The sequence below is a fragment of the Micromonospora sp. WMMD737 genome, assembly GCF_049179055.1.
Classification (GTDB): domain Bacteria; phylum Actinomycetota; class Actinomycetes; order Mycobacteriales; family Micromonosporaceae; genus Micromonospora; species Micromonospora reichwaldensis.
This window is the reverse complement of the sequence record NZ_JBMHMH010000002.1, coordinates 47444-53457: the sequence shown is the minus strand read 5'-3', so window position 1 is coordinate 53457 and position 6014 is coordinate 47444. Positions and strand designations below refer to the sequence as shown.

Here is a 6014-nt window from a genome sequence, read left to right as displayed (position 1 = left end):
TTCACCTCTCTTGGCTCTCAGGGCTGGTGTATGGTGGGGCCATACGACGCCGAGAGATACGGCAGGAACGGCCCCCACGGGGGCCGTTTTTTTTGTCCGGGATTGCTGTTGGCACCCTACCGCCGCTGCTCGGCTGTGCCCGCAACGTTGGTTCCGGCTCCACGTCCCCTCGTGACCTCGGCCGAGTTCCGCCCTGTACTAACAGGCGAAGGTGCTGCGAGTTTCCAGCCCAGGCAGGAAGGGGGGATCCTGGGGCCGTCGGGCGTGCCCGGCGATCAGCTCGGCGCGGAACTTCCGGCCGTACGGCCGGGACGGCGGCCGCGGTGGGCCGCGATCAGCTCGGCCGCCGGTGACGCGTCGTGGTTTTCGGCACGCATGCTTGCCTGCTCTCCTGCCAGCGGAAATGCTGTCGTCCAACAACCAGGATGAAGGGTGGGTGCGAGGTGGACGTCTACGAGCTGCTGCGCGGCCTCAGCGAGAACGAGGTCGAACTGCGGTGGAAGCCGACGCGCGGCGGTCCCGTGATTCTCGCGATCTTCAGCGAGAAGGGCGGCGTCGGAAAGACCGCCGTCACCAATGGCCTCGCGGCAGTGGGCGCCAAGCACGGGCTGCGGGCGCTGGTCATCGACCTCGACCCGCGCGCCACCGCCACCAGCGAGCTGGGCGTGGAGAAGCCGGAGTACTCGGTCAACGATCTGCTCTACATCGATGCCAGCGACCCGAACCCTGTTGATCCGCGCGGACTGGCTGCGGACGCCATCCTGCCCGCCGGCGAGGGCTGGCCGGACAACGTCCACGTGCTCGCTGCCGAACGTGCGCTCGGCAACCGGGAGTTCGACAACACCTCTGGCATGGAGCAGCGGCTGCGGCTGTCGCTCGACGGGGTCGCCGAGAACTACGACCTGGTCCTGATCGACGTGCCACCTCGCCCCGGCGGCAAACTGATGACCGCGGCCGCGCTCGCTGCTACGCACGCGCTTCTGCCGGCGACTCTCGACGAGGATGGCTACATCGGCGTCCACGACGGCCTGATCTCTCTGCGCCGCGCCCGGATGAATCACGGGCTGGCACCGCTGACTGTCGTCGGCGTCCTGCGCAATATCGTGGACCGCCGCCGCAGCGGCCTCGCCGAGACCTTCGACGAGAAGCTCGCCCAGGAGTACCCGCCGCACTCGCCTGACGGCCCGCGGCTCCTGGATACCGCCGTTCCGAAGTACGTCATCCGGCAGGAGTCCCGCAGTGCCCGCGTGCCGTTCACGGCGGCGGGCACCGCAGAAGCCACGCTGCTCGAACGCGCATACTGCCGGACCCTCAACTGCGTCGCGGAGGTGGCCTGAGCATGAGCAAACTGCTGGGACAAGCACGTGGGCGAGCCCTTCAGCGCGCCGGTGACGCGGAACGGGACCCCGCCGAAACCGCTGTCACCACCGCTAGCTCACCGACAAGCAGTAACGCCAGCCGATCAACCAGCAACAGAGCAAGCGTTCAAGCTAGTGCCGAAGAAGGCGAAAAAGATGGCGAGTTCGCAAGCCCAGATGATGGCAGTAGCGCAAGCAAATCAGCCAACCGAGCAGCAGGCTTTATAGACAGCATTCCCGCTAGCGAGAAGGCCAGCGGCAAGGCCGGCAGCAGCGCCAGCCTTGTCGCTAGCCCTGCTGCAAGACGGCCAGCAAGCAAGTCAGCTAGCACGGGCGGCAGCAGCGTTGCACGCAGCGAGCAGCGCACTCCCCATCCAGAGGCCAGCAGCATCGCAAGCAGCGGAGACAGCAAAGAAGCCAGCATTTCCGCCAGCAAGAAGGCGCGCCCCGGGCGGCGACGTGGGCGTCCTCGCGGCCCTGACCGCGTAGCCCTGTCCGTACGGATCCGGAGCGAGGTAGACGACGCCTTGACTCATGCCGTGGACCAGAGCGGACTGGGACCGCAAGAGATCGTCGAAACCGCACTCACTGAATGGATGAGCCGACACGGCTACATCCGAAAGAAGTAGGCGCGGTCGCGAGGCACACCCCCCGGTCCGAAAGCCCCGAGCTGGGGTGACCTCGAACCAGCCGTAGAGCAGGGCATGTCGCGTCACTGACGAGGCCCAGAGCAATGTCAAAACCCCGGCTGCGTGCCCTGAAGGGGCAGAGGCTGGCCGGGGTCTTGTGCCGAGCATAGCGGCAGTGCGGCGGGCGGATCGGTCCACGCGGGCAAACCGCTGAACAGGGAAAAGGCAGAGAGGCGGGGTAAAGGCGACTCGTATCCTCGTGGGTTCCTGGATCATCCACCGCCCACGAGGAGCCGCCCCGTATGCCACCCGTTCCGGTCATCACTCCCGCCTGCACCCGTACGCCGGGCACGGAGGTCACCTGCGATGTCGTCGGCTGCGACGAGCTGGCGATGGCGGTCTGGCAGGTGGCCCGGACCGGGATTATCTTCGGCGACCGGTGGGTCGCCGGCGAGGACATCGAGCTGTGTCGGCAACATGAGCGGCGGGCCATGGTGATGACCGGCGCGGAGGACTACATCGAGGGCTGACTTGGGGGCGGCGGGGCCGTGCGCGCGAGGGCGGCAACGGCGGCTACCGATGTGTCGTTGAGCAGGGCATGACGATGCATCCGGTCAGCGAGTGGTACCAGCCGCAGCGGTTCTACGAGGCGCTCGGTCGCGTCATGGCAGCCCTGGAGGCGACCCGCACTCTGGATGGTGCCACCGAGCTGCACTGGTGGAGCGCGGACCACACGTGGAAGATCGAGTGGCGCCAGGGGCCGTACCCATACGACGTGGCGGCGCGGCTGTGGCGAGACGCGGCGGCGGCCGAGTGCGACGTCGCTCTCGCGGCGGGTGGTCTCATCCGGCTCGAACCCGCAACCGGCAGCCCGCACTACGCGTTCCTGCGGGTCATGGACGTACCGGTGATGTTGCGAGCGCTGGAACCGGTCGACGCCGAGGAACTCGCGCGTCGCCTCGTCAAGCGGCTCGACGACCTCGTAGCGGCGTCTGCTTAGCCATGCCTGAACAGCAGGCCGCGTCAGAAGGGTCCGACACACAGCCGGAAGCGGGCATGCTCGGCGAGCTCGTCGACGTCGTCGACGGGTACGCCGTGACGGCGCAGCACGGCGTAGCGAGAGACGGCCAGGTGGCGCAGGGCGTCGCGTAGCAGGGGCGTGGGATGGCCTGTGCGGGCCTGCAGCCGGGTCAGGGTGGTGTCGGTGCCGTCCGGGTCGGTGCAGGCGATGACGGCGGCCACGGCGGCCGCCAGGGCGTCGTCGAACATCACCGCGGCCGATGCCGGCGTGGTCGCCGCCGCCGGCATCGGGTCGCCGAGGGCGGTGAGCGCGGTGTTGAGGGCGGCGTGAATGCGGTGCCGTTCCCACGCGTGGCGGCCGTCGCGCAGCTGCTCGGCGAGCGCGGTCAGGGTGTGCTCCCACTGGGCGGCGGTCGTCGGGTGGCGTGGCTGCACGGTCCGCTCGATGATCTTTGGCGCGGGCACGCTTCGGATCCGGCCGGTGTCGACGTCAGCCTGGTGGCGTCGCTGGGCGGCACGCAGCTCGTAGGCGCGTTGCCGGCAGGACCGGTCGCAGTAGTGTCTGCGGCGGCCTGTGGTGGGCTGGACGATGGCGTTGCCACACCACCCGCACGGCGTCTCGATCTCGCGTTCGGTGTTGGTAGTCATTGGACCGCGGCTTTGCGTCTGGCGTCGCGCAGGATCTGCTTGGCGTAGGACTCCGACGCGCCGGTGAGCGACGCAAGGAGACCGCCCAGCCGTGGGCTGGTAAGCGGTACTCCCTGTGACAGCAGCACCACCAGGCCCGATTCGATCCGGTCCCGCTTCGATGTCGGCGGCCGGCCGAAAGGGGTCGACAGCTCAGCGGCCTGGTGTGGTCTCGGGGCGTACACCGCTCGCTGCCGCACGGGTGGTGGAGTCTGTCGAGGCACGAAGGCGGGCACGGTAGCGGTCGGCGGCAGGTATCGGCCGGCAGCATCCAAGGCAGCCGCGACACGGCGGCCGATCTCCTTGGGGCTGTCCTGCGCGCTCACCGTCACGGTGAGACCGCCTGCGAATGGGAGGCCCTGTTCACGGATCCGGATCACCAGGTACCCGGCCGCTTCCATCTGCTCGGTCAGCCGCCGGTCCTGGTCGATCCGCGAGCGGTGGGCCAACTCGTCGTACTCGACGACGATGCGCTCCTCGGCGTCGACCAGGTCACGCATTCCGCGCACTGGCGGCGCCACCGAGGGATGCCCGCTGTAGCGCAGTCCGGTCGCTGCTGCCACGGCGACAAGCACCTCGCCCTCGCGGCCCCCACGGGTGGCGTAACAGGCGGGGCAGCCACGGCCCCGGGTCCGATCGGCGACCTTCTGCTGCCACGTGTGCCCCCGCGCGCACCGCCACCACACCGCTCGGTTAGACCGGGCGGAAAGCGTCCTCGGGTCCAAGCCCTCGTTGAGGTCCACCGCCCACTGCGGCATCAGCATCGGCGCGGCCTCTGGCAGCCGCGGTGCCGGCCGGCGGCCCCCCGCACAGGTCGGACAGCCACGTCCGCGTAGCGCCCGTACCTCGACCTTGGCGTCCCACACATGGCCAGCCTGGCACCGCCACCACACCCTCGCCGTCGACCCGCATCGCAGCTGCGCCGGGTCGAGTTCGGGGTTCAGGTCAGCTGCCCACTCGGCCAACAAATCGGGTCGACCAACACTGAGAACGGGATGGCGGACACGGGGGCACTGGCCGCACCGGCCAGGCGCGGCGGCCTTGCTCGACACCATCGCCTGCCAGACGTGCCCCGCCGAGCAGCGCCACCAGACTCGGTTTCGTGAGCGGACCGACACGGTCGCCGGGTCGAGGCCCGGGTTGAGATCACGCGCCCACATGGCCAGCAGCTCGGGCACACCCGCCACCGCCCGCAGCGCCCTTTTCCCCGTGCGGCCAGAACTCACCACCACCGCAGGACGTTGAACAGAACTCACATCGGCCAGCATGCCCGGTCGGCCTGTCACCCCCACAACGTGAACTACGGTGGCCCGTCCCGAAGGGGCGGGGCGGCGGACGCCGGACACACGACGGCGGCCGGCACCGCTGAGCGTCCGACACGGCCTCGCGGCGCGAAAAGTCAGCCTTTTGTTCCAACTTGCTCCGGCGTCGCCGGTCGTCGACGACGTGGCTGGCCGCGTCCGTGATTGCGCGGCATCGGTCGTGGCCGAGGGGCTGGTAACGCCGGCGTTGCCGCACGGGTCGTCGACGTCCTGGTGCTCGTGCTCGACCGCGCTCGGTCGGCAGGGGTGCTGCCAGTTGCTGGGCGCGTTTGGCGGCCAACGCGCATATCATGCGGTCGCGTTTGGCGGGGCGGCTGTCAGTCGAAGACCTGGTTCACCGTGACCCTGATGTTGTCGGGGTTGCTGTCGACCACGATCCACCAGTGGTCGTCGTAGGGCACCTCCAGGACGACGGGGGTGAGGTCGTAGAAGCCGCCGAAGAACTCGTACTCGTCGCCGTCGACGTACGACTGGTACTCGTCGTCGTCCATCAGGCAGACCCGGGCGGTCGAGCCGCGTAACCCGATCTCGAACACGGCGCCGCCCGCGCAGGTGCCGAGGTTCCAGTAGAGGTGATCCACACGCTATGTGTATTGGATGACAACGCTCGGTAGGAAGCCCTGTCGGTGGAGCTGGTCGACGCGGTTCTCGCCTGGGTGGGCGCGACGACAGCCGGCTGCGTGGTGGCGTCACTGACGTTGTGGCGGTCTGAGAATGCAAGGGGGTGTGTCCCCTGTAAGTCGACACGAAGGCGGGGCCTGGGGCGGGTCGTACGTCGGGGGAGTGGCCGCAGTGGTGCTCGCGGCCGTCAGGACCGGTGGTGCCTGGGTGTGATCGCGGATCGTGGTGGTGATCGGGTCGCTGATCAGGGTGGTGATCGTGGTGATCCGGCGGGTGATCAGGGTGATCAGTTCGGCGGTGTGGCGGCTGGTCGGGGAGAAAAATGGGGAGCGGTGTGTGGGGTCTCCCGCTGTCTCGCTCCAAAAACCGGGGGGCGG

At 68.9% G+C, this 6014-nt stretch carries 6 protein-coding genes and 1 pseudogene; 3 read left to right on the top strand and 4 right to left on the bottom strand.

All coding sequences use genetic code 11. The annotated features are described in order from the left end of the window. Nucleotides 1-443: 443 nt before the first annotated feature. The 3 genes from ACN27A_RS33495 (at nucleotide 444) to ACN27A_RS33485 (ending at nucleotide 2987) form a co-directional block, all read left to right on the top strand. Nucleotides 444-1337 carry a ParA family protein gene (locus tag ACN27A_RS33495; protein ID WP_421458794.1) on the top strand — a complete coding sequence of 298 codons (894 nt, stop codon included), beginning with the start codon at nucleotides 444-446 and terminating at the stop codon, nucleotides 1335-1337. Nucleotides 1338-2289: 952 nt separating this feature from the next. Beyond that, nucleotides 2290-2517: a hypothetical protein gene (locus ACN27A_RS33490; protein WP_421458792.1), complete on the top strand. Its 228-nt coding sequence runs from the start codon at nucleotides 2290-2292 to the stop codon at nucleotides 2515-2517. A gap of 68 nt (nucleotides 2518-2585) precedes the next feature. Beyond that, nucleotides 2586-2987 (top strand): hypothetical protein, encoded by a 402-nt coding sequence (locus ACN27A_RS33485; protein WP_421458790.1) that lies wholly within the window; start codon nucleotides 2586-2588, stop codon nucleotides 2985-2987. A gap of 23 nt (nucleotides 2988-3010) precedes the next feature. Here the strand turns inward: ACN27A_RS33485 and ACN27A_RS33480 are convergent, their stop codons facing one another. From ACN27A_RS33480 to ACN27A_RS33465, 4 genes and pseudogenes are all read right to left on the bottom strand, one after another. Then, a complete protein-coding gene (locus tag ACN27A_RS33480; protein ID WP_421458788.1) occupies nucleotides 3011-3655 on the bottom strand; it encodes a hypothetical protein in 645 nt (214 codons plus the stop codon). Then, complete coding sequence (locus ACN27A_RS33475; RefSeq protein ID WP_421458858.1) at nucleotides 3652-4257, bottom strand: DUF559 domain-containing protein; 606 nt, start codon at nucleotides 4255-4257, stop codon at nucleotides 3652-3654. Before ACN27A_RS33475 ends, ACN27A_RS33480 begins: the two co-directional genes overlap by 4 nt. A gap of 51 nt (nucleotides 4258-4308) precedes the next feature. Next, nucleotides 4309-4854: pseudogene (locus ACN27A_RS33470) on the bottom strand (zinc-ribbon domain-containing protein); the annotation flags it as partial. A 479-nt stretch (nucleotides 4855-5333) separates the two neighbouring features. Continuing rightward, complete coding sequence (locus ACN27A_RS33465; RefSeq protein WP_421458787.1) at nucleotides 5334-5597, bottom strand: DUF1883 domain-containing protein; 264 nt, start codon at nucleotides 5595-5597, stop codon at nucleotides 5334-5336. Nucleotides 5598-6014 lie beyond the last annotated feature (417 nt).